Origin of the sequence: Paraburkholderia sp. GAS333 (genome assembly GCF_050435665.1) — a bacterium.
GTDB lineage: Bacteria > Pseudomonadota > Gammaproteobacteria > Burkholderiales > Burkholderiaceae > Paraburkholderia > Paraburkholderia fungorum_A.
Genome location: NZ_JBNDKS010000015.1, coordinates 25,028 through 44,824, shown reverse-complemented (window position 1 = coordinate 44,824; position 19,797 = coordinate 25,028). Strand labels below are relative to the sequence as shown.

Genomic DNA, 19,797 nt, shown 5'->3' with positions numbered 1-19,797 from the left:
GTCCGCACCTTCGACAAATCGCCCCATCTTCGCCTCTCGCAACAAAGGGTTGATTCAGTCTAGACGATCAACGCGTTTTTACACAGCCTCGGCCACAAAGGGACATTCATCGTGTTCGTGAAACGTGTCTGGGAAAGGCTGCTTCTCTTCTATTAGAGACATCGCGATAGAACGTGAGACCAGCAGTGCCAGGATGGCTGAATATAGGCAGCTTCAAGGCCGGCGTCAGCGCCGCTTGGCCATCCCGCTTGCCCATGGCGCACGCTCGAACTCTTCTACCGTCCAGTCTATGAACGCGCGCACTTTCGCTGGCGTGTGCTGTGCTGATGCGCGGATCACATGCATCGCCTCGTCGCCTACTACATCCCACGTCGGGAGTACCTCGACAAGGCGCTGCTCGCGCAACTCGTTCGCAACGATCCAGTCCGCGCAATACGCCACGCCCGTGCCTGCCAGGGCCGCGTGCATAACGGCGTCAATGTCGTCTGTGGCAAGCCGTGGACGCGTGCGCACCGCATGCCGCTGCCCCTGCCGCGACAGGTGCCAGACCGGATGCGATGCCATCGGCGTGAATCCGATGCAGGCGTGTTGGGCGAGATCGCGCGGATGCCGGATGGGTGGATGAGCCTTCAGATACCCTGGTGAGGCACACAGGAGACGGCGCATCGTCAGCACGCGGCGCGCGACAAGCCGATTGTCCTGTAGCCGCCCGATGCGCACGCCTGCATCGAAGCGTTCTGCAATCAGATCGACGAAGCGGTCGGTGAAGACCGCCTCTACTTCCAGCGTCGGATAACGTGCGAGAAACGCAGGCAATCGCGGTGCGATCCAGCGCCGACCGAAGCCGGCCGGCAGACTTACGCGCAAAAGCCCAATGGGCGATGCACTTAATGAGCGCGCTTCGTCTTCTCCGCTACGGATCAGTTGCATGGCTTCCTGCACGCGATCGCGCAAGCGCATGCCGGCATCCGTAGGAGAAAGGCGGCGTGTCGAACGCTCGACGAGTCGGGTCCCGAGTCGCGTCTCCAGCGCTTTGAGGCGTCGCGAGATGACCGAACTGTCACGCCCAAGTTTTCTTCCCGCTGCCGTGAAGCTACCCGTTTCGAGCACGGCGAGCAGCGCACCGATCTCATCCGCTTCCCCGCTGTTCATTCATGCACTTCATGCAAGGATGTTGTGTTTGATCGGCAAATTATAGATCTTGGCGTCGGGTAGCATGGGATCGTCGATAACGAATGGAGCAGGGAGCAATGCGTGCTTTTCGATTGATATCCGGAGAAATCTGGCAGCTTTCATTGGGTGATTTGCCGACGCCGCGTCCCGCAGCGGACGAAGTGTTGATCAGGCTGCGGGCTGCCGGCCTGAACTACCTGGACTTAATGGTGGCGCGAGGACGGCTGGGCGACACGACGCCGCCGTCGTTCGTGCCCGGGACGGATGGAGCGGGCGAGATCGTGGAAATAGGAGAACGCGTCTCTGGCTGGGCGATCGGAGACCGCGTGATATCGGGATCAATCGTCGACTGGTCAGCGGGCTTGCCTACCGAGGCAAACGGCCGACGCATTCGCGGCGTCACGATGCCGGGATCGCTTGCGGACTATGCAGTCGTTCCTGCGAGCGCACTGGTGCGCATCCCCGACGGCATGCCGTACACACAGGCCGTCACGCTTCCGATAGCTGCTACCACCGCGTGGAATGCGATTGTGAAAGGTCGCGTCGGACCGGCATCGACCGTAGCACTCCTCGGTACGGGCGGCGTGAGCCTGTTCGCATTGCAATTCGCGAAAGCAGCGGGCGCGCGAGTGATCTTGTCGTCTTCGTCGGATGAGAAGCTCGAACGGGCGCGGCAGCTCGGTGCCGATGTAATGATCAACTATCGCACGCAGCCAGCGTGGGACGAAGTCGTACTGGAAGCAACGGATGGCAGCGGTGCTGACTTAATCGTGGAAACGGTTGGCGGCGGTACGTTCGCAAGGTCGATCAACGCGGCAAAGATAGGCGGCACGGTGTACGTGGTGGGCTTCATCGGCGGCATGGAGGTAACGATGCCTGTACTTCCCGTCATGGTAAAAACTCTGAACATTTTAGGAAGTCAGACTGGCTCTACCAGCGATTTGACGAGCGCCGCGAAAGCTGTGTATCAGACGCGCATCAAACCGGTGATTGATCGGGTATTCCCGTTCGAGGCCGCGGCTGATGCGTACGCTTATCTGGCATCGGGGGCACATTTCGGGAAGGTGGTCGTCGAATTCGAATGAAGTACGAGGTTGCTTCCAATTCAGCCACGACTACGCGAGTTTCGTTTGCACGTTGCCGCTGCTGGCCGCCGAAGTCAGGCATCGAATTGCTTTGCCGCGCAACTCGTCAATTCAAAAGATTGAGTCAGCCGTTGGATTTACCCAGTAGCCGTGGCTTGCACGACCGTTCAGAATTTCCCAAGCGGCCGTTCAAGCCGCGGATTTCCGACCGACTGCAACGGGTCGTCCGCAGCTGTTCGAATATCGCTTTTGCGATTATAAGTCTCGTAAACCTCGCGAAATACCTTGTAATACTCGCAATTAGGCATAGTATCGGGCGGTGCCATGGCCCTTGCCGAGGTGCGTGTGTTAATGGCCGCAGCTGACGCTGCGGTTTTTTCCTTCGACCCTGGAGCTTCCCGCCTCAGCCGAACGACTCCTTGACCGCATCAGGCGGGGTTCGGCCACTTCCGGTCGGTCGCAAACGTGAGGCGAATGGCTGCTCGACAAAAAACAACCGACGGATGGCGCAGGAAATGAGGCGAGGCGCCGGCGATGTCATGGCGCTGGTCGATCGTCAAAATCCCGGCGTGCCTTTTCGACAGCGTCAAGGTTATTAGCCGCCCAAATCCAGACTCCACAAAACGCTGCGCCCAATGTGATTCCCAGGTCCGTGAGCTTGTACTCGACCTTCGGTGGGATGACCGGATAAACAGTGCGTATTACAAGGCCATCGCGCTCCATTGCGCGCAGCGTTTGCGTGAGCATTTTTTGACTGATGCCTTCGACGAGTTCGCTGAGGCGGCTGAAACGGAGCGGAGACCTTTCGGCCAGAACGTCAAGAATCAACATGGTCCATTTGTCAGCAACGCGGCCGATAAGATCTCTGACAAGGGATGCGATCCGCGGATCGAGGTCGACAGGTGGCGTGAGACTCGCGTAGTACTGCGCCGCCGCAATTTGTTCCTTCGTGAACTCCAGGATCCGCTCCATAGCTACACTCTCCATTTGGTAAGTATATGACTTAAAAGTGCCTTCTTCCTTTTGGATAGTATGCCCGTCAAACTACGCCCATGTTCAACGGGCAGGAGCGGGCAATGAAAATGACAGGAAGGACTGTGTTAATAACGGGCGGCACCAGCGGGATTGGCTTGGAACTGGCGAAACAGCTAGTTGCCCGGCGCAATACTGTCATCGTTACGGGGCGCCACCCCGACAGGTTGCAAGCCGCGGAAAGTAGTGTGCCTGGGCTGCATGCTATTGCCAGTGACGTGAGCGATCCTGCCAGTATTGAGTCCTTGTATGGAGAAGTGTCAGACCGGTTTCCGTCACTGGACACGCTCGTCAACAATGCGGGGGCAATGCGCAATATCAAACTGAACGAGTCCTGGCAGTTGAACGACCTGACCGCCGAGATCGATGGCAACCTGAAGGGGCCCATGTGGATGGTTCAGATTTTCCTTCCTTTGCTTCTCCGTCAGAAGCGGGGTTTGATCGTGAATGTTTCGTCGGGCCTGGCGTTCGTCCCATTTCCGGCCGCCCCCGTGTACAGCGCGTCTAAAGCTGCGGTTCACGCTTATACACGATGCCTCCGAGCCCAACTGGAAGGCACCGCCGTGTCGATAGTTGAACTCGCCCCTCCGGGAACCGAAACGCCGCTTTTCCGGCGCGAGTTTGCCGAAGAAATGAAGAGCGAAAAAGGTATGAATGTGAGTGTGCTTGTAAAGCGCGCCATTGCGGGCATTGAAGCTGGAAAACTGGAGATACGCCCAGGGCTAAGCAATGTGCTGAAAGCTGCCAGCCGTGTGGCGCCGCACTTCATGTTCCGGCAGATGGTGAAACTCGGTCGTACGCAGACGTCCGTGTCCTAAAGACCGTTTTTCCATCGGTCGGTCTCTTCACTGGCGATCCTCCCGATTCCACGAGAAGCAGCGATGACAGCAGAAATATCAGTAAGAAGTGGGCGCGTTGCGTCAGCTGACGGTACATCAATCGGATACGAATCGTTCGGCGAAGGTCCCGGCATCGTACTCGTGCAGGGCGCGATGGGTACTGCCCGGAATTATCATCAGCTCGCCGCAGCGTTGTCCGATCGCTTCACTGTATATCCTCCGGATCGACGCGGCCGGGGCTTGAGTCCACGGCCATATAGCGCGCAGCATTCAATAAAATGCGACGTCGAGGACGTTCGCTGCTTTCTCGAACACACCGGTGCGACATATCTTTTTGGTTTGAGCTCCGGAGCGATGATCGTCCTGGAAAGCATCCGACAGAAACTGCCGATCGAACGGGCTGTTGTCTACGAGCCACCGTTCTACCTCAACGGCGTCGCGTCCCACCTGATCACGCGATTCAATAAGCTCGTTGAGCGCGGACATCTGGACGACGCGTTCGTCACTGCAATGCGCATAGTCGGACTCGGACCACGAATCCTGCGGTTCGTGCCTGACTGGCTTATCCGGGTTGGCGCAGCGTATATGATGCGCTCCGATGATCGGAGGTCCGCCTCGTACGCGTCACTCAAGGAGCTAATTCCCGCCATGCGCTACGACTTCAATGTGGTTGCCTACATGAACGACCATCTGAACGATCTCCGTGCGCTGGACATACCGGTGCTGCTGATGGGTGGAGATCGGAGTCCGCGATACCTGAAAGCGGCACTTGTTGCATTGCAAGACACATTGCCGAATTGCAGAGGGGTCGAACTTGCGGGCGCAGACCATTCATCCCCATGGAATGCAGATTTGAAAGGGAAACCGTCAAAGGTAGGATCGGTCCTTAGAGAATTTTTCGCTAACCCGTTAGCACTCCGTGAGGGTAGCAAGTGAAGGTCCCCGAGCAATCGCGCAGTCGGATAAGGGATTATCGTCGATGCATCATCTGAACGACGCGTAAGCGATCGAAAGCCAACCTTTGCCTACTACTGACTGAAAGTCCGCTTCGGGTCGGATTGGTGCGCTCGCCGTTGGCTTGGGTTTGGCCAACTTGAGACGTTCAGCCGAGTAAGTTAAATCGCCAACAATCAAACACCCCAGACATGATCGACGTGGGTCATCCAACTACATGTTCGCTACGGCGAGAAGCGCTCGCGTAATCAAGCTAGGACACTCGCGGATGAAGTCTCCCGCGCGGCGCAACAGCGTCGCGCGGGACGTCAACGCGTTAGTCAATCCGGCGGACTCTTGCCGGATAGTGCATATAAGGCTCTCCGGGTAGACCGAGCCTTGCGGGTTGCCAGCTCCCACAGACGGCCCATGGTGGCAAGTAAGAAAATTGGGATGCATGGCCTTGTCGTTTGCGGCGAACACTGCGAAGCCATAGAAATGACTGCTCGGTCGGAGTAGGCCTCCTGCATTGGAAAATTCCAGTACTCATATGGATGCAACATCCGGCCGAGGCGAAAACGCGTATCGCACCCGCCATCGTGCCATCCGACGGCTGTCCCGTCGTGCATTGCCGAGACTGGGCCACGTGTTGGGAAGATCGTTAAGCTTGCCAAACTGTCTTTGCTGCAATCGTCGGTTGCAGGTATGTCGGATGGTGCCAACTTTAAGCTTCTTTCGTCCATGGTCATCTCCGCTGGTGATGCCGATCACGGAGACGCCAAAAAATAAAAAAGGCCTCATCCGTATTTCCGGCGAGGCCTTTGAGCTGCGTCCTACTTATCTAACGCGTATCGGCCTCCGATGGCGTGTCCGAACGGACCGCCATATGGCATTGAATCGCGAAAGAAAAAAGGTTTAGCGTCAGCATGTTTTCCAGTCTCTTTGCAATTGGAACGAATGTCAATACTTGTACGTTGCGCCCAGCCGACAACTCGTATTCGCCGATCTACTTCAAGAGAGGGTGTCGCGTATATCGCAGCGGGCGGTGTTCGGCCAAATCCAGCCGGGTCGTGACGGGAATGCTGCTCTCTTCCGAATGACCGGATAGATCCTGAAAACCGATCTTCGTTATCAAGCGAAGAATCGCGACCCGCGTCAGCGCTAAACCTGTTCGAGTATGGTCGCCTATTCGATTGCCGACAGCACCCGTGCCGGATCGCCGTGCATCCGTTTGCTCTTTCTCGCGCTTGCAGCATTGCTCTGATAGATCAGCGCCAGCGCGAGGGCGAGTAGTGCCATTGCGGCGTAGCGCCGGGTCCCGAGTTCAATCACTGTGTTTCCGAGCCATCCAAAATTATCGATCAGCAGGCTCATCAGAAGCTGTCCGCTAATGACGGCGACAGTCGCCGCCGCTGTACCCACTCGCGGCATTGCAAACACAATGACCAGCATGTAAATGACGCCAAAAAATGCGCCTGTGATCTGCCAGCGCGGTGCGGTGAACAGTGTGAGCGCGTGATGCCCTTCTGCGAAGAACGAGATCACGAACGTGACTAGCGCGCCGAGGGTGAACGTCAGCCAAGCGCTTTCGAGTATACCTACGGTGCTTCCAAGTCGGCCATTGATGGCCGATTGCGCACACAAAACAGCGCCACTTGCGACCACGAGAATCAGCATTGCAACAAACATTTTTCTGCTCCTTCAATGTATCAACCAAAGCGCAGCGAGGATCGCGGTCAGTGCTCCGACGCGGTAACGATCCACTTCCCTACGGACACTGCCCAGCCAGCCTTGATGGTCAATGATCAGGCTCGCTGCCACCTGTCCAAACAGAATGCCTACCATCGTCATGCCGACGCCGATGTGCGGGGTAGCAAGGGTTAGCGCGAGCACATAGATCGGCCCTAGTACGCCGCCGGTCAGCATCCATCGCGGTTGGGAAAACAGTACGCCCAGCTTGGCGCGATTGAACACAAGCCCAAAGGTCAGCAACAGCGAACCCATTCCGAAGATTCCGAGCGTCGCCCAGCCTTGTCCCACTTCCTGTCCCAGTGGGCCGAGTAACCCCGCCTCAACCGACAACCCCATACCAGCAAGGACGATCAGCGGTATTAATAACAAATTCATCATCTGCTCCCAAAGAAACGCATGGTAAATCGATGCATTTTTCGGAACAATCCAGCACAATTCGAAAACACTAATGCTTTTTGGGCAACTTCATGCAAATCAAGGCGTTGCGGCTGTTCGTTCACGTGGCGGGGACAGGCAGTTTTAGCGAAACCGCCAGGCATTTCGGCGTTCCGGGTTCGTCCGTCTCGAGACATATCGCTGCGCTCGAAGAGGATATAGGCCAGCGACTACTGTTCCGGCATACGCGTGCAGTCCGGCTCACCGAGGCTGGAGAGCGCTACTTTGTGCAGGTCAGGGAGGTACTGGAACTACTGGACGCGGCTACCGAGACAGCGGCCGACAAGGATGCAGCGCCGCGGGGGCTCGTGCGCGTGAACGCACCGGTTGCGCTAGGTCGGCGGCACATTGCGCCGTTGATCGCGGAATTCCAGCAACAGCACCGCGAGCTATCCGTGGAACTCATGCTGACTGACGCTTTCGTTGATCCGGTACAGGAGGGAGCTGATGTCACGGTACGGATCGGCAAGCTTGCTGATTCAAGCCTTGTTGCACGAACACTCGGCCCCCAACGCTATCTGGTTTGCGCAAGTCCGAAATACCTGAAAAGGAACGCTGCACCGTCAGAACCGGGTGAACTGAAAGCACATAATTGCCTCATCTACAAAGGGCATCTCGGTGTTCAGCGCTGGTATTTCTCGCGTCCCGACGATCTGCACTATCAGCCTTTCGAAATAAGCGGCGACCTTCGCAGCAACAATGCCGAAGTTCTGGTGTCTGCGGCGCTGGCTGGTCAGGGAATCGTGCTGTTTCCGAGCTGGCTATACGACGCTGACGCCTTGAAGGCGAAAAAGCTCGTACGACTGTTACCTGACTGGCTGGCCTCGGTCGAACCTGAACCGTCGGAGATACATCTGGTATTTCCTGAGAGCCGTCTCCGCTCTCGAAAGGTGAAATTGCTTTCCGACTTCCTGATCGAACGAATTGGGACGCCGCCGTATTGGGAGTTCTGATCGCCACCGCCAAACGGTCGAATAACCGATAGCGATAAGCAGTCACTCACGTGCGTTATCTTGGAGGACCGCTTTTGGGTCGCGCGTAGAAGTTCGAGAGGGTACGCAATCTATCTTGCATCGACCGGTTCGATCTTCCGGGCTCGGCCCCTAGCGGTCGGTCGACGTTGCCGTACAGATCGTTAGCAATCGCCTGGATCAATCAATCCGATATCCTGCGGCAGCGATGGCGGCACCGGCGGTGCCAACGTGGCCGCGCACGCCAGTAACATGCGAATGGGGCAAAACCCGATCGCGAGCACGTTCAAGCGTGTGAGAGGACGTGGCGCCTTTTTCCGAGGAATCGAATAAACAGGCCGTGTTACGCTTGAAAAAGACCCAATCCAAATCTCTCTCTGAATACGTCATTAACCGATCCAATTCAGAGGGACGCATGGCCCAAGCTGCAACACTTCGACCGGCGCAAATCCGGCATCTACTCGCCGTCACGTCTGCAACATCGCGCCATCCTCAGCGCGATTGTCTCGTTCTCCTGCTAGGCATTACGTGTGGAATGCGCGTCAGCGAAATAGCTCAAATCGGCGTTCAAGACGTGCTGTTTCCATCGGGCGCGATCCGTTCAGAGGTCAGTCTCCGGGCCGCAATCACTAAGGGTTGTCGGCAGCGATGCGTCTATCTCACGCGTCCGAAAACAGTTTCGGCGTTGGAGTGCTATCTGAACTATCGCATTGCACGCGGCATGGGGAGCGAGCTAACCGCAGAGCGTTATCGCGGACTCATGCCGTCAACTTGCCTAATCCTTGCTGGCAAGGGTCGCAAGTTCGCGATGAACGCCAAGCGGCGCATCAACGAAGCCGGTGAACAGGTTGACTACGCTGCCTGTGACAGCCTTCAATCCCACGTCACAAAGCTCTATAGGGATGCGGGGATACGCGGTGGCTCGTCCCATTCGGACCGACGCTCGTTCGCCAGTAACCTCGTTGAGCAAGGGCACGATATTGAGACGGTGCAGCAGCTTCTTGGCCATGCCGAACTCGACCACGTTTTGCCCTATCTCGCCGTGTCCGATAAAAAGCTCAGGCAGATGTTCCGCGACGTTATATGAGACCCATCTGACAACGGCTACCGGCGCGGCCCGATGCGCGGGGCGTGACACCGAACGCCGCTTGTAATAACATTGTGTTGACTATTACTGTTGCGGAGTTTAACATTGTTATTACTTGGAGGGGCTATGAGAACGACGATTCGTCGAATGGGTAACTCGCAAGGCGTGCTGATTCCGAAGCCCGTCCTTGCGCAGCTCGGGCTGGAGAGCGAAGTAGAAATGGAAGTCGAGAACGACGCGATTATTCTGCGCCGTCCGAAGCACAAAGCCCGTGAGGGTTGGGCGGACGCGAGCAAGGCTCTGGCCGAGAGTGGCGACGATGCGCTAGTCATGGGCGAGTTTACGAATGCCGATGACGCGGAGCTTGCATGGTGATGCGCGGGGAAGTCTGGTTGGTCGCGCTCGATCCGACGCTTGGTAGCGAGATTCAAAAGACGCGCCCCTGTGTCGTCGTTTCGCCTCCCGAAATGCACGACCACTTGCGCACAGTCATCGTCGCGCCAATGACTTCAAAGGGGCGTCCTGCGCCGTTTCGGGTTCCCGTGACGTTCAAGCGCAAACAGGGTTTGGTCCTTCTGGATCAGATTCGTGCGGTAGACAAGGTGCGCCTGGTCAAGAAAGAGGGTGCAGTTGCCGATAAGACGTTGTTGGACACCCTGCGAACCTTGCAGGAAGTCTTTGCAGAATAGGGAAAATGCGCTTATGGATGAGTCAAACAAAGCCTCGACGGCGTCCCAGCGAGCTTGGGGGAAAGGTCTGCACTATGCGTGTCTGCGCTTTTTGCGGGTCGTGCTTTGGCGTCAAGGGGCAGCCTCAAACGATGTCGTTGATAGTCTCACGGCTGAGCTTACGGCGATTGCGGAGGAGCACGCAGAATGGGCGATAGAGCAGAGAGGTGACTGGGAGATCGTTTCGCGAGCTATCGGCTACATGGCAGCGATCCATGACGGTCCATGGCAAGGCAAGGCGTGGTTCGAAAACACGCTGCGCGCGTTGATGCAGGTCGCGGTGCCAAACACCGGTCTTGATGAAGAGGCGGCTGCGTTCCTCATCGACCTCCAGCGTGGAGCAAACGAGTCATACCAACGGGCACCGGTAGCAAAGTCGGACCTCCGCGTAACAGACGAAGTTGCGGCAATGGTGACCACGTTCACCGAAGCTGGCTGCGAATACGGGCTCGTTTCCGATCTGCTGGACATGTGCGAGGGCATCTTTCACGGCGAGCCGATGGCGGAAGAGGATCGCTACACATTGCTGGTTGCAGCGACAGCCGCTCCTTTTGTTCGGCAGGAGCGCAAAGAGCGAAAGATTGACAAAGCCGACGCCTAGGTAATCAGTTGACAGCCTTATGGACAAAAGACGTGTAGTGCAATGGTTCGTTGACTGGACCGATGGCTGGAACAGCGAGTTTCATCGGGCCATCCAATCCAAAGTACATGCCGAGTTCAAAACACAGTTTCCGAACGGACTGCGGAATGAGGAAGACATAGAGCCGTGGATTCGAAAAATGAGCGACTTCTACTACGCACGCATGACGAACACGGCCATGTTGCTTGTAGCGGGCGCGTCCGTCGCGGTTTCGTTGTGTGCGCTAGTCGTATCAATCGTAGCGTTGAAGCATTAGCGAATCGGAAAACGGGGAAAATCGGAAATGAGAAAGGCCGGCGCGACAGTTATCCATGCACTGCTGTTTTGCAGTGCGGCTTCCACCACCGTGGCCTGGTCTGACGAACACAGCGATGCTCGTGAGCTTGCGCAAGCCATTCAGAAGCAGATGGTCACGACATATTCCTGCCAGAAATTCCTGGGTGGTCCGGGCCAGTATCGGGCCGCGAAAGCCAATGCAGAATATATCTATACGCGAGTTACGAGGGACCGAAACGCGGCTGTTCTGGCCGTGGAAAAAATTGACCATCGCATCCGGGAGAGCGGTGGTGACGAACAACTCGATTCCGCGTTGAAGGGGCTATCCGAATTCGACAAGACAAATTTTTGCCTGAATTCGGCTGCAGAAGATTCTGACCGGGTCAGACTGCTCGAAGCAAGACTCCATCTGCTTTAGCTAGATCAAGGAACATAAGCCGCCATGCGCGGCGCTGGAAAGCGCCGCGCGAGCGGCCCGCGCCGGCCGGACGCCGGACCCAACGGAGAACGAAACTTTGACCTACGTTATCAAATATACACAAGGTTCGGGACCAACCGAGCAATGGTTCCGCGGTTGCGCTTCTGAAGCCGAAGCGGTGGCTCAGTTCTGGAGCCAATCGCGTATCAAGAACAACTCGAAAACCCAAATCGTAAGTATCAGGGAGCTGCCCTGAACTTTCGCCCGGACCTCCAATAGGTCCGGGCGAGCATTGGAACGGAAAACAGAAAAGGGGACGAATCGCCATGAACAAGTTTCAAATGTCGCAAGAGGAATTCGACGCGTTGCCATACGAACAGCGGCGTGACGGCACGCGACGCATGATTGACGAGGTGCTGAACACGGTGGCGTCGGCCGAGGCAAATGTAAGCACCGGGAAGTATGACAATCTGCGCGAAGCGATGCAACGTTTCGTCGACCAAGATTTCCCACTTGCTGTCTACTTTGCAGACCGGGCTCTCCACGGGGTCGGGGCACAGATGCCGGATGGTTTATTTGACTCGGACAGTGAGCCAGATCGATCGCTACCATTGCGCGACGCGTGGGGCCAAGCTCAGAATCTGTTATCGGAGCTTGAGACGTCAGACAGTAACGGTTCCGAATCTAAGTAGACACAGAAAACGGCATGGCACTGTGTCCGGCAAGCAACCAACCTGTTTTTCCTCCACGTCAGTACGCCATGCAAGACGTCGCTGGCACAAACATCTTGAAGCGCTGTAGCGGATGCGGCAATCTGATACGACCATGCTGGCTAAAAGGAAGAAACGGCATCAAGAGATATTTCTTCCCACGTCACAGCAACTAGAAAAGCTGCCGTGCCCCTGACAGCACGAAACAAGCGCAGTCCCAGCCGGATCGGTGGCCGCTGCTCTTTGGTTTGCTCTTGCGCCGGGAGCAAAAACGTCGGCGCGTAACCATCGGAGGCATTGCCATGAGCATGACAAGCGACGCTAAGGCAGCATTGAACGATCCTGAAGTTCTCCACGCCATGAAAACTCTGTCGAAGTATGGGCTAGGCGTGCTGTTGGTTCACTCCCACACGCCATCTGGCCACATGGTTCCGTTGCCCAAAGGGCAGATCGGACTGGAGGACGAAGGTCGCGTTAGTTTCATGGACCTTGACGACGCCGACGCGAAATCTCATGCCGAGGAAGTGGCATGGATCTGGAATCTGGCGGACTCGCAGATCGAAGTGGTAATGAAATGCCGGGTGTCGCAGTGGTGCGAAGAAGAATAGTCTTGAGAACACTGCGGACCCTTCGGACCAATGGTGGCTTGATACGCGCTGTCGGTCCGTTTGCAACGACCACGGAAAACAATGACTTCACGTAAATCGAAATTTTGGGCGCGCGTGGGCGTATGTAGCGAGGTGTTCGCCATCGCCGCTGCGATCATCACGGGCTGGTTTGTGTTCTTTGGAGACGAACCTATGCTGTCTGTGTTCCTGCTTCCAGCATTCGTGTTTGCCTGCGCAGTGGTCGTCTTTTCGGTCGTTTCGCGCGGCGCTCTGCGCGTTCTCCGCACACGCCTCACTAGCCACTAACGCCACGGAAAACACCTGCATTCACAGGGAGAAAAGCATGAGTGGATTTCAGAAAGAGGTACGTACTGCGTATCGGACGCAGGCCGAGGTCGACGCGGAACGGCTCGCAGAATCGCCAGTCGGTCGCATGATCGCTGAGATCGAAAACTATGCGGCCGCCCGCAAGGGCGATGTTGCGCGCGGCGCGGAGACGCCTGCGTTGGCAAGTCTCATGGTTGAAAAATTCGGCTACGGACTCATGAAAGCTGCCGACCTGCTCGGACTGGCCGATTCGGCGTCGCTGACGGCTGCCGTCGATCGCCTCGTGGTGGAGATCGACCCCCAGCACCGCAAACACCAGCAGTACCGTTGGGACTCACGGCCTGCGGGCTTGTCGATTGCCGACGCTGACGGCTCGAACGCGCGCATCGTCTAGGTCACGGAAAACGTTATGAATAAATCCACGACTTTTTGGATCATTGCCACTGCTTTCGCAGTCTGCGCTTTATGGTGGCTGCTCCCATCCTCAACAGCAACTAGCCTGATTCTGATTCTGGTCGTTATTGTGGGCGGGGCGTTGGCGGTGTATGGCGGTGGCAAGCCGGAATGTACCCATGATTGGGTCGAGATTAAAGGGCACCGGAGTCACGACATCGGTCTGGTTGTAGATCGCTGCACGATTTGTGGTGAAACGCGAAACGACGTTCGCTGACATAATCGGCTGGAAGCGAGAACAGACTAAGGAAAACAACATGACTCTCGTTGGCATTTTGGGGTGCGCTCTGGCTTTCTTGATCGGTCTAATCGTTCGTGAGTTCTTGCCTGGTTATCTCCGCAAAAAAGGGGAAAATCTCGCGACGAAGGAGGACATCGCCGAGCTCACGAACTTGCAGAAAGGTGTCGAGCATCGATTTAACGAGATAATCGAGAACTCAAAGCAGCGCCACGATTTGCGCCTCGCTGCTCTCGATCAGCGTCTTGCCGCGCATCAGGAAGCGTTCACGCTGTGGCGCGAACTTTTGGCCGAAGTTCATGGCGAAAAAGTCGGTCCAGTTGTGCTCAGATGCCAAGCATGGTGGGAGAGGAAATGTCTGTATCTCGAACCCACTGTTCGAGATGCGTTCGTCCGGGCGTACTCCGCAGCTAGCTCGCATCATGGATATACGCAGTCGCGATTCGACGTGAAGGACGTACAGGCGAATTGGGCGGAAATCGCTCGGTTTCCGAATATCCTGTTTGAGGCGATTCAATTGCCGCCTTTACAGCGGGAAGCAGCCGAGAAAGTCCTTCCCGAGATGACGAAAGACGCGGTCAAAGACTAGGGAAACTGGAGCAACGCTATGGGATTCAAATTGAAAGTCGGACCCGGCGCAAATGCCGAGGTCGTTTTTGAAGAAGCAACGGAAGATGCTTTCGTGCGCCAATTGTGGAACGAGTTTCCAGAAGCAGGCTTACCGCCGACAGTTTTTTATAGCAACAGGCCTGTCATCGAATTTCCTAACGGATTAGAGCTTTGGGGGATGCAGGCCGAGCGCTGGGTGGTAAATCCTGCCTATCGTCAGTCCGTCCGCGCGGAACGCGGTGGCGACGCAACCGAAGAGGCGAGTGTCGTCGAGTTTGAGCTTTTAGCTCAACGGTTCTATCTTGCGCAAGCGACGGCCATGAGCTTGCCTGCACAGACCGCAGCGTTCGTCGCTCAGGCAAATTTGATGCGGCAACTGGTCGCCTTGATCCGGCGTCTTGGTGGAGGTGTCCATGAGGTGGATTTAGACAACCCTTTGTTACGTCGATGTGTGGTACTGGATGCCAACGGCCGTCCAGTTACGAACCACGCTGGCATGCGCGGTCCGCTCTGAAAACACGGAAAACTGGGGAGAGGGCCACCAACAATGAAAGGACGGGACTTTTATCTGGAAATAGCTTACGCACTTTCCGGTTGCCAGCTAGTGGAGGAGGCAATCAAAGTCTATCTGACCGACGCTTTTTCGCTGGTTAAAATGCGCGTAGGGAGGAGGATTGCATTCAACTTTTCCGGGCACGACTACGAGGATTCTTCTCTCGAAGGATTGATCAAGGCGTTTAAAAAGCTTTCCAGCGACGCCGTGCTTGTGAGGGATCTCGATGCGTTCAGAAAGGAGCGAAATTTTTTGAGCCACCAGGGAATCACTAGCTGCCTTGACTACGAAAAAGAGTTGTCTGATGGGCTAGTTGAAGAATATCGTCCTAGGCTTGAGCGCATCCAAATGGAGGCGGAAAGGCTCCGCTTGGCTTTGCATGAAGCGGCGAATGACTTTCGGGCCTACTTGTACTTTGAAGACCTGACGCCTGAAGACTGATGGTGGCTGGAGTGCCCCACCTAACGCCACGAATAACAGAACGGACGAGGCATGCTTAAGTTTATTGCATCGGCACTGAATATCCTATCAGCGATTGCAGCGTTAATCGCTGCGGTGCTCTGGTACTGCTCTACGTCGCTGTCTGTTGAATACCGAGGAACGACGAACAGCGACGGTTGGGTGCATAGTGGGCTGACGGTTGACTATGGCGACGGAAGGGAGATTGACCCGTTTGCCACGGGGTTAGCGCAGGCACGGTGGAACCGATGGGCCGCGTCCGCAGCTGGGACCGCAGCCTTGCTTCAAGGTGTTGCGACATTGCTTAATCTTTAAGGACCGAAACTAGACCGCGGCGGTCGCGCGGGCCACCCAGGCAGACAGGACGCTATATGGTACAGACTCTTAATTGGCAACAGAGGCTGCATTATCGGGACCGACTCCGCGCCGCTAGGTATGCGGCACTTGCCGATGCGGAAGCCTTCACCGGAATATGTTTTGTTGTGGAAGCGATCGGCTTGCATGTCGTCGGGGCGGAGTTGAACATGGGCTCGTACATCGACAAGATCCGGGAAATATCGATGGACTCGATCGTGCTGACCGATATGCCTCAGCGCTTCCCAGGACAGTTTTCAGGATTTGATGCTCTATACCGGACTATGCAATCCGCGAGGAACGACGCGATGCATGCTGGCGTGTATGCGCGTCACGTAACCGTGGCGGCGATTGAGTTGTGCATTGGCCTAGAGGAAGCAATGATGCAAGAGCAACAATTTGCTCGGACTAAGGTACGAGATTTCATGGTTCGCGATGTGGTAACTGTCCACGCGTGGCAACCAATCGCCTACGCCCGACAGCTTATGCTGATGCACTCCTTTACGTATTTGCCCGTCAAGATTTGTGGGCAATGGAAGTTGGTTCCTGAAACTGCGATGGCGAAATTTCTGCCGCGCGGCGGGCAGGCAAGAAAGGAGGCGTTGGGGTTCTCGATAGAACAAGCAGCTCAACGCGAGGATGAGCCGCTCCAACTTATCGAAGCCCGCGTCATACTCGCCGATGATGAGGTGAGCGGTCTTCTTGATGAAGTCAATCCTAATGTTGCTGCGCTATGGCTCGTTGACGACGAGCACGACGGTTTGGCTGGCATCCTCTCACCGTTTGAACTTATGTAGCAAGGAAAACGACCGGGACAATGATCGATGATGCGCGTCGCTATCGAGGGCAGGAGTCGCTTGTTGGCAAGGGCGGCGGCGTCGTCGTGTTTTTTCAAGGTGAGGTTCAGGGCTGGGTCAACCAGCTGCGTAACCCTGAGCATTGGCAACCCGGCTGCATTGCGGTCGATGAGCAAGGTCGCACGTGGACAACTATCGCGGGTAGCGAGCGCGAAGAAGGTCGGGAGGCGTTTCGCCAGGGGTTGAACGACGCAGATAACCCATATCCCAACGGAACCGACGAAGCGATGGATTGGTTCGACGGCCTGAGCGACGAAGAAAACGGCGCGTAAGCGCTGCTAGGAAAACTGCGGATAACCATATGAATTCGACGCACCTGTCGTCTCAAACGGAATCACAGCTCGACGCATTGGCAAAGCGATTGGCCGATTGCCTCTGGTTAGGGCATGGCGACACGCACAGCGCTGATGAGGGCCTTGATGATCAGAAGCACCTTATCGGAGCGATGCGGGAGATTTATTCGCCCGCAGAGGTGACGGCCTTTGTCTGCGGCTTCCGAAGTCACAACGATCTGCTCACTCAGGCGCGCGCCCCGGACCCGATGACCTTCGACCTTGCGCTGATCAGCCGCTGTCAGGCAACTGACCCCGCCGCAGCACGCGCCCTGCGCCATATCGCACGGGAAATGGTCCATGTGAACTGGCGGAGGATGCTGACCGCCAAGATCCGGACGACAGCGGAAGTTCAGGCCCTGTCGTCAGCCTTCACGGAGAAGGTCCAGGAAATTGCGGGCTGGCTGGTGAAACCCGATGCAACCGCGTTCCTCGACGAGGTCGATGCTGAGCGTGGCGTGATGGCCGATGAGTACGAACGGGACACCCGGGCGCTCAAGCAGCGACTCGGAGTGCTGGAGGTTGGGCGGCAGGAAGCCGATGCTGACAATGGGGGCCGAGCGTCGGTCGCCGGCGCGGTCGTGGGCGAGGTGGCGCGCACGACGATGCGCGTCACGCTATGGGGAGTCATGCGCCGCGCGATCTTCGGGCGGTAGCTGGAAAACAAATGAACAATGAGGCATTGAAACACAAGCAAGCGTGCGCCGATCGAGCGCAGGCGATCGTTCAGCAACAGGTGAATGTTATGCGCGAGATTCAGCGCCTGAACTACGAGCCGACAACGGAACTCAGGATGCGTCTTGATAACCTGCTCGCAAAGTGTGACCGCGCTGTCGCGGAGTACCAAGCGGCGGGCCTACTCTGCGATATTCCCGTCTACGTAACTCCCACCCGATAAGCAGGAAAACCGACATGGCCCTGACGAAAGCTCAGATTGCGAAGGCCGCAAGGCTGTACAGCCTTGCGATGGCCGCTCTAGGCGATGCCGGCGGGGCGCAGACGGATGACGAAACGCAGATCATGTATGCGTCACAGGGACGCGCTGAGGCGGCACTTGCACGGCTTGGTTATGGCAAGTCGCAGCTTCTGACGATCTGGGACTGCATTCATGCAGTCTGCAAAGCATAGGCAAACCTAAAGCGCCTAGACTAAAGAAGCAGAGACAAGATGAGTCACTCTCGGGAATTCTTCGATCTTCAACGGGCTTCGCTCGCGGTGGATATCTTCTCCAGCGAGCCAGATTTGCGGGATGTAGCGATCGAAGCGATCTCTACAGCGGCGATTCCTTGGAATTGCTCGAATGCATTGATCGAAGCAGCACGTGCGCAAGCTATTCGATGTGTTTTGTCAGGCTCCAGCCCTTCGAACGAAATCATCGACCAACTAAGGCTCCATGTGTTTGACCGGAAACGTGACGCGCTTCACGCAATGGCAAAGGTCTGCACCTTTGGGACCTCTGCTATTGATCGTGCACGTTGGAGGAAGCTCGATATCAGCGAGTTTACGTGGATGTCGATCGGCAAGCCACTCTGTGATTTCGACCATGATGCGCTGGATGGGCTCGTGTTCTCGTTAGGCGATGGTTTTAGCGGCAACTTTCCAGGACGACAATACGGCTGTCGTTGCTGGGGGGCACCGGTCATAGTTTTTTGACAGATAAATCGCCGGCTGGCCGGCTAAGGAAAGTGAGGCGTGCACATGTCAACGATCGAGATTCCGGCAATCGAATTTCCGAAGTGGAAACGATGGGCAGATCGCGAACGGCCATCGCAGGACTTTGATGTTCCGGTTGGCTTCGGGCTGTTGGGGATCTATATGTTGGCAACGAGCGATGTGGATGGCGAATCGTCGCTGGAACCAGACAACTATCTCAACCAGGCTGTGATCTATATCGGGATGTCTGAGCACGTTGAGCAACGATTGGAACGATCACACGACGCAGTCACGGCGTACAAGAAGCAGACTGGCGACCTCGCGGCAAGCGACCTTCGGTTCACAATCTGGCACTCGAGCGCGGCGAAAGGACAATACGAGCAAAAGGGTCCAGTAGTCTCGGCGGCAACTATAGCCGTATATGAACGCGTACTATTGCTTAAATACGCGGAAAAGTATGGTCGGTTGCCACGTTTTAATAGTCTCTAGAGATCAACGGAAAACGTGAGGTGCATATGTCGGATAGAACTACAAATCTCGATTTCCACATAGGTGTATCGCATCCACTCCATCGAAAAATTGACGCTGGGGGGCCACCGGTCGAACACTCGAAGCTTGTGCCGATTTCCGAGTTGACTGGTTACCAGCTCGATCTAGTATTGGCTCAAATCTTGGCGGCATCCGGGCGACTGAAGGCCATCGTGGTCCGCCTTGGTCCGGGATACAACGTCATGCAGATCGAGGTAACAGAGTCTCACTTGGGGGCACTGTCAAAACTGTGGCGTCCGACCGTTGACAGCGACGACAGTTTGCCATTTCGGCAAGAGCTTGCAGAATGGAATGATGCCGATCCAGTTCAGAGCCTCCGGATGTGTGTTCGGTCGAAACTTGGTGACTTTGTTCGGGTTCGACACTGGGAAGAGCCAGCAAGACAGCGCGTATAAGCAACGGAAAACAAATGAACACGACCACGAATACAACCTCGCGACTGAACGTATCCGGGGTTTCTACACGGCATTGACTAACAACAACGTGACTTCTCTGCCCGAGTGGAAGGGATTCAAGGAATCGGCAGAGCGACGCAACCACATAGCTCACAAGGGAAAGATCGTCCAGCAGAAGGAAGCCGAGGAAACGCTGGCGGTGACGACAGCGCTGGTCAAACATCTCGGCTTCGTTTGATGTGTTGGGCACAAAGAGTGGCAAATTTATGGATTCGCTTTTTTCGACAAACTAAGGTCCATCCAAACTGGCCGGCAACGCGGCGCATGTTTC

General features: G+C 56.2%; 28 protein-coding genes and 1 pseudogene. 25 read left to right on the top strand and 4 right to left on the bottom strand.

Going from position 1 to position 19,797, the window contains the following annotated elements:
* Window positions 1-225 precede the first annotated feature (225 nt).
* Window positions 226-1,152 (bottom strand): LysR family transcriptional regulator, encoded by a 927-nt coding sequence (locus ABH945_RS35650; RefSeq protein ID WP_429253814.1) that lies wholly within the window; start codon window positions 1,150-1,152, stop codon window positions 226-228.
* An 83-nt stretch (window positions 1,153-1,235) separates the two neighbouring features.
* On the opposite strand from ABH945_RS35650, the gene ABH945_RS35645 reads away from it, so the two are divergent.
* Entirely contained in the window at window positions 1,236-2,258 is a 1,023-nt protein-coding gene (locus ABH945_RS35645; RefSeq protein ID WP_429253813.1) for a zinc-dependent alcohol dehydrogenase family protein, read from the top strand.
* A 537-nt stretch (window positions 2,259-2,795) separates the two neighbouring features.
* Here ABH945_RS35645 and ABH945_RS35640 read toward each other — a convergent pair.
* Entirely contained in the window at window positions 2,796-3,230 is a 435-nt protein-coding gene (locus ABH945_RS35640) for a winged helix-turn-helix transcriptional regulator (RefSeq protein ID WP_429253812.1), read from the bottom strand.
* Between the two features lie 104 nt (window positions 3,231-3,334).
* Between ABH945_RS35640 and ABH945_RS35635 the strand changes: the two genes are divergently transcribed.
* Both ABH945_RS35635 and ABH945_RS35630 read left to right on the top strand, forming a co-directional pair.
* A complete protein-coding gene (locus tag ABH945_RS35635; RefSeq protein ID WP_429253811.1) occupies window positions 3,335-4,108 on the top strand; it encodes an SDR family oxidoreductase in 774 nt (257 codons plus the stop codon).
* A gap of 63 nt (window positions 4,109-4,171) precedes the next feature.
* Window positions 4,172-5,065 carry an alpha/beta fold hydrolase gene (locus ABH945_RS35630; RefSeq protein WP_429253810.1) on the top strand — a complete coding sequence of 298 codons (894 nt, stop codon included), beginning with the start codon at window positions 4,172-4,174 and terminating at the stop codon, window positions 5,063-5,065.
* Window positions 5,066-6,247: 1,182 nt separating this feature from the next.
* On the opposite strand, the gene ABH945_RS35625 is transcribed toward ABH945_RS35630, so the two are convergent.
* Window positions 6,248-6,739: a DMT family transporter gene (locus tag ABH945_RS35625; RefSeq protein WP_429253809.1), complete on the bottom strand. Its 492-nt coding sequence runs from the start codon at window positions 6,737-6,739 to the stop codon at window positions 6,248-6,250.
* A gap of 24 nt (window positions 6,740-6,763) precedes the next feature.
* Window positions 6,764-7,192, bottom strand: a complete 429-nt coding sequence (locus ABH945_RS35620) for a DMT family transporter (protein ID WP_429253808.1) — start codon at window positions 7,190-7,192, stop codon at window positions 6,764-6,766.
* A gap of 89 nt (window positions 7,193-7,281) precedes the next feature.
* On the opposite strand from ABH945_RS35620, the gene ABH945_RS35615 reads away from it, so the two are divergent.
* The 22 genes and pseudogenes from ABH945_RS35615 (at window position 7,282) to ABH945_RS35510 (ending at window position 19,704) form a co-directional block, all read left to right on the top strand.
* Window positions 7,282-8,202, top strand: coding sequence for a LysR family transcriptional regulator (locus ABH945_RS35615; RefSeq protein ID WP_429253807.1), 921 nt, complete (start codon window positions 7,282-7,284; stop codon window positions 8,200-8,202).
* A 322-nt stretch (window positions 8,203-8,524) separates the two neighbouring features.
* Entirely contained in the window at window positions 8,525-9,307 is a 783-nt protein-coding gene (locus ABH945_RS35610; RefSeq protein WP_429253806.1) for a tyrosine-type recombinase/integrase, read from the top strand.
* A gap of 126 nt (window positions 9,308-9,433) precedes the next feature.
* On the top strand, window positions 9,434-9,682 hold the full coding sequence (locus tag ABH945_RS35605) for an AbrB/MazE/SpoVT family DNA-binding domain-containing protein (RefSeq protein WP_429253805.1): 249 nt from the start codon (window positions 9,434-9,436) through the stop codon (window positions 9,680-9,682).
* Window positions 9,676-9,996, top strand: a complete 321-nt coding sequence (locus ABH945_RS35600) for a type II toxin-antitoxin system PemK/MazF family toxin (RefSeq protein ID WP_429253804.1) — start codon at window positions 9,676-9,678, stop codon at window positions 9,994-9,996. Before ABH945_RS35605 ends, ABH945_RS35600 begins: the two co-directional genes overlap by 7 nt.
* A 13-nt stretch (window positions 9,997-10,009) precedes the next feature.
* Complete coding sequence (locus tag ABH945_RS35595; RefSeq protein WP_429253803.1) at window positions 10,010-10,636, top strand: hypothetical protein; 627 nt, start codon at window positions 10,010-10,012, stop codon at window positions 10,634-10,636.
* Window positions 10,637-10,958: 322 nt separating this feature from the next.
* Window positions 10,959-11,369 (top strand): hypothetical protein, encoded by a 411-nt coding sequence (locus ABH945_RS35590; protein WP_429253802.1) that lies wholly within the window; start codon window positions 10,959-10,961, stop codon window positions 11,367-11,369.
* A gap of 326 nt (window positions 11,370-11,695) precedes the next feature.
* Window positions 11,696-12,061, top strand: a complete 366-nt coding sequence (locus ABH945_RS35585; RefSeq protein ID WP_429253801.1) for a hypothetical protein — start codon at window positions 11,696-11,698, stop codon at window positions 12,059-12,061.
* 320 nt (window positions 12,062-12,381) lie between these two features.
* Window positions 12,382-12,687: a hypothetical protein gene (locus tag ABH945_RS35580; protein ID WP_429253800.1), complete on the top strand. Its 306-nt coding sequence runs from the start codon at window positions 12,382-12,384 to the stop codon at window positions 12,685-12,687.
* A gap of 81 nt (window positions 12,688-12,768) precedes the next feature.
* The gene (locus tag ABH945_RS35575) at window positions 12,769-12,993 is read left to right on the top strand and encodes a hypothetical protein (protein WP_429253799.1); all 225 of its coding nucleotides are present in this window, start codon (window positions 12,769-12,771) and stop codon (window positions 12,991-12,993) included.
* Window positions 12,994-13,030: 37 nt separating this feature from the next.
* Window positions 13,031-13,408: a hypothetical protein gene (locus tag ABH945_RS35570; RefSeq protein WP_429253798.1), complete on the top strand. Its 378-nt coding sequence runs from the start codon at window positions 13,031-13,033 to the stop codon at window positions 13,406-13,408.
* Between the two features lie 15 nt (window positions 13,409-13,423).
* The gene (locus tag ABH945_RS35565; protein WP_429253797.1) at window positions 13,424-13,684 is read left to right on the top strand and encodes a hypothetical protein; all 261 of its coding nucleotides are present in this window, start codon (window positions 13,424-13,426) and stop codon (window positions 13,682-13,684) included.
* Window positions 13,685-13,724: 40 nt separating this feature from the next.
* The gene (locus tag ABH945_RS35560) at window positions 13,725-14,294 is read left to right on the top strand and encodes a hypothetical protein (RefSeq protein ID WP_429253796.1); all 570 of its coding nucleotides are present in this window, start codon (window positions 13,725-13,727) and stop codon (window positions 14,292-14,294) included.
* An 18-nt stretch (window positions 14,295-14,312) separates the two neighbouring features.
* Entirely contained in the window at window positions 14,313-14,828 is a 516-nt protein-coding gene (locus ABH945_RS35555) for a hypothetical protein (RefSeq protein WP_429253795.1), read from the top strand.
* 33 nt (window positions 14,829-14,861) lie between these two features.
* Window positions 14,862-15,308, top strand: coding sequence for a hypothetical protein (locus ABH945_RS35550; protein WP_429253794.1), 447 nt, complete (start codon window positions 14,862-14,864; stop codon window positions 15,306-15,308).
* Window positions 15,309-15,697: 389 nt separating this feature from the next.
* Window positions 15,698-16,477: a hypothetical protein gene (locus ABH945_RS35545; protein ID WP_429253793.1), complete on the top strand. Its 780-nt coding sequence runs from the start codon at window positions 15,698-15,700 to the stop codon at window positions 16,475-16,477.
* Window positions 16,478-16,497: 20 nt separating this feature from the next.
* A pseudogene (locus ABH945_RS35540) lies at window positions 16,498-16,692 on the top strand (hypothetical protein); the annotation flags it as partial.
* Between the two features lie 146 nt (window positions 16,693-16,838).
* Window positions 16,839-17,525: a hypothetical protein gene (locus ABH945_RS35535; RefSeq protein WP_429253792.1), complete on the top strand. Its 687-nt coding sequence runs from the start codon at window positions 16,839-16,841 to the stop codon at window positions 17,523-17,525.
* A gap of 11 nt (window positions 17,526-17,536) precedes the next feature.
* Entirely contained in the window at window positions 17,537-17,767 is a 231-nt protein-coding gene (locus ABH945_RS35530; RefSeq protein WP_429253791.1) for a hypothetical protein, read from the top strand.
* 14 nt (window positions 17,768-17,781) lie between these two features.
* Window positions 17,782-17,997 (top strand): hypothetical protein, encoded by a 216-nt coding sequence (locus ABH945_RS35525; protein WP_429253790.1) that lies wholly within the window; start codon window positions 17,782-17,784, stop codon window positions 17,995-17,997.
* Between the two features lie 39 nt (window positions 17,998-18,036).
* Window positions 18,037-18,522, top strand: coding sequence for a hypothetical protein (locus ABH945_RS35520; protein ID WP_429253789.1), 486 nt, complete (start codon window positions 18,037-18,039; stop codon window positions 18,520-18,522).
* A gap of 45 nt (window positions 18,523-18,567) precedes the next feature.
* Window positions 18,568-19,011, top strand: a complete 444-nt coding sequence (locus ABH945_RS35515) for a hypothetical protein (RefSeq protein WP_429253788.1) — start codon at window positions 18,568-18,570, stop codon at window positions 19,009-19,011.
* Between the two features lie 351 nt (window positions 19,012-19,362).
* Window positions 19,363-19,704 (top strand): hypothetical protein, encoded by a 342-nt coding sequence (locus ABH945_RS35510; protein WP_429253787.1) that lies wholly within the window; start codon window positions 19,363-19,365, stop codon window positions 19,702-19,704.
* The last annotated feature ends 93 nt before the right edge of the window (window positions 19,705-19,797 follow it).

Bases quoted from the DNA above. Each gene is read 5' to 3' on its own strand.
- ABH945_RS35585 (WP_429253801.1), top strand. From the start codon at position 11,696: ATGAACAAGTTTCAAATGTCGCAAGAGGAATTCGACGCGTTGCCATAC.
- ABH945_RS35605 (WP_429253805.1), top strand. From the start codon at position 9,434: ATGAGAACGACGATTCGTCGAATGGGTAACTCGCAAGGCGTGCTGATT.
- ABH945_RS35525 (WP_429253790.1), top strand. From the start codon at position 17,782: ATGGCCCTGACGAAAGCTCAGATTGCGAAGGCCGCAAGGCTGTACAGC.
- ABH945_RS35595 (WP_429253803.1), top strand. From the start codon at position 10,010: ATGGATGAGTCAAACAAAGCCTCGACGGCGTCCCAGCGAGCTTGGGGG.
- ABH945_RS35590 (WP_429253802.1), top strand. From the start codon at position 10,959: ATGAGAAAGGCCGGCGCGACAGTTATCCATGCACTGCTGTTTTGCAGT.
- ABH945_RS35520 (WP_429253789.1), top strand. From the start codon at position 18,037: ATGAGTCACTCTCGGGAATTCTTCGATCTTCAACGGGCTTCGCTCGCG.
- ABH945_RS35645 (WP_429253813.1), top strand. From the start codon at position 1,236: ATGGAGCAGGGAGCAATGCGTGCTTTTCGATTGATATCCGGAGAAATC.
- ABH945_RS35640 (WP_429253812.1), bottom strand. From the start codon at position 3,230: ATGGAGCGGATCCTGGAGTTCACGAAGGAACAAATTGCGGCGGCGCAG.
- ABH945_RS35620 (WP_429253808.1), bottom strand. From the start codon at position 7,192: ATGATGAATTTGTTATTAATACCGCTGATCGTCCTTGCTGGTATGGGG.
- ABH945_RS35570 (WP_429253798.1), top strand. From the start codon at position 13,031: ATGAGTGGATTTCAGAAAGAGGTACGTACTGCGTATCGGACGCAGGCC.
- ABH945_RS35535 (WP_429253792.1), top strand. From the start codon at position 16,839: ATGAATTCGACGCACCTGTCGTCTCAAACGGAATCACAGCTCGACGCA.
- ABH945_RS35635 (WP_429253811.1), top strand. From the start codon at position 3,335: ATGAAAATGACAGGAAGGACTGTGTTAATAACGGGCGGCACCAGCGGG.
- ABH945_RS35575 (WP_429253799.1), top strand. From the start codon at position 12,769: ATGACTTCACGTAAATCGAAATTTTGGGCGCGCGTGGGCGTATGTAGC.
- ABH945_RS35565 (WP_429253797.1), top strand. From the start codon at position 13,424: ATGAATAAATCCACGACTTTTTGGATCATTGCCACTGCTTTCGCAGTC.
- ABH945_RS35615 (WP_429253807.1), top strand. From the start codon at position 7,282: ATGCAAATCAAGGCGTTGCGGCTGTTCGTTCACGTGGCGGGGACAGGC.
- ABH945_RS35625 (WP_429253809.1), bottom strand. From the start codon at position 6,739: ATGCTGATTCTCGTGGTCGCAAGTGGCGCTGTTTTGTGTGCGCAATCG.
- ABH945_RS35580 (WP_429253800.1), top strand. From the start codon at position 12,382: ATGAGCATGACAAGCGACGCTAAGGCAGCATTGAACGATCCTGAAGTT.
- ABH945_RS35550 (WP_429253794.1), top strand. From the start codon at position 14,862: ATGAAAGGACGGGACTTTTATCTGGAAATAGCTTACGCACTTTCCGGT.
- ABH945_RS35555 (WP_429253795.1), top strand. From the start codon at position 14,313: ATGGGATTCAAATTGAAAGTCGGACCCGGCGCAAATGCCGAGGTCGTT.
- ABH945_RS35560 (WP_429253796.1), top strand. From the start codon at position 13,725: ATGACTCTCGTTGGCATTTTGGGGTGCGCTCTGGCTTTCTTGATCGGT.
- ABH945_RS35510 (WP_429253787.1), top strand. From the start codon at position 19,363: ATGATGCCGATCCAGTTCAGAGCCTCCGGATGTGTGTTCGGTCGAAAC.
- ABH945_RS35600 (WP_429253804.1), top strand. From the start codon at position 9,676: ATGGTGATGCGCGGGGAAGTCTGGTTGGTCGCGCTCGATCCGACGCTT.
- ABH945_RS35650 (WP_429253814.1), bottom strand. From the start codon at position 1,152: ATGAACAGCGGGGAAGCGGATGAGATCGGTGCGCTGCTCGCCGTGCTC.
- ABH945_RS35530 (WP_429253791.1), top strand. From the start codon at position 17,537: ATGAACAATGAGGCATTGAAACACAAGCAAGCGTGCGCCGATCGAGCG.
- ABH945_RS35515 (WP_429253788.1), top strand. From the start codon at position 18,568: ATGTCAACGATCGAGATTCCGGCAATCGAATTTCCGAAGTGGAAACGA.
- ABH945_RS35630 (WP_429253810.1), top strand. From the start codon at position 4,172: ATGACAGCAGAAATATCAGTAAGAAGTGGGCGCGTTGCGTCAGCTGAC.
- ABH945_RS35545 (WP_429253793.1), top strand. From the start codon at position 15,698: ATGGTACAGACTCTTAATTGGCAACAGAGGCTGCATTATCGGGACCGA.